This window comes from Kitasatospora putterlickiae (assembly GCF_039527695.1).
Classification (GTDB): Bacteria; Actinomycetota; Actinomycetes; order Streptomycetales; family Streptomycetaceae; genus Kitasatospora; species Kitasatospora putterlickiae.
In genome coordinates, this window is sequence record NZ_BAAAKJ010000173.1 from 1 (window position 1) to 540 (window position 540).

Below are 540 nucleotides of genomic sequence, written 5' to 3' on the forward strand. Positions count from 1 at the left end.
CGATGGCCGCGCAGAGCCTGGCGGGTGAGAGTGTGGCGCTGGTGCCGTTGACGCGTACGGACCGTCCGGAGGCGCGTTCGCTGCTGACGGGTCTGGCGCAGGCCTGGGTCAACGGCCTGGACGTGGACTGGACGCGGGTGCTGGGCACCGGTGGCCCGCTGCCCGAGCTGCCGACCTACGCCTTCGACCACACCCGCTACTGGCTCGACCGCTCCACCCACCGCGGCGGCGACCTCGCCGGGGTCGGCCTGGCCGGCGTCGAGCACGGCCTGGTCGCGGTCGCGGCCGAACTGGCCTCCTCCGGTTCGCTGATGCTGTCCGGCCGCCTGACCCGGACCGCCCAGCCCTGGCTGGCCGACCACACCGCGGCCGGCCGGGCGCTGCTGCCGGACACCGCCTTCGTGGACCTGGTGCTCCAGGCCGGGGAGCAGGCCGGCTGCGGCCGGCTCAAGGAACTCGCCGTTCAGGCACCGCTGTTGGTCCCCGTCACCGGCGCCGTCGACCTCCAGGTCGTGGCGGAGGCCCCCGACGCCGACGGGC

General features: G+C 75.6%; 1 protein-coding gene. It reads left to right on the forward strand.

Features of this window, described 5'->3' with window-relative positions:
* Positions 1-540, forward strand: a 540-nt coding sequence (locus ABD308_RS17600) for a polyketide synthase dehydratase domain-containing protein (protein ID WP_344335429.1), incomplete at both ends; no start/stop codon positions are given.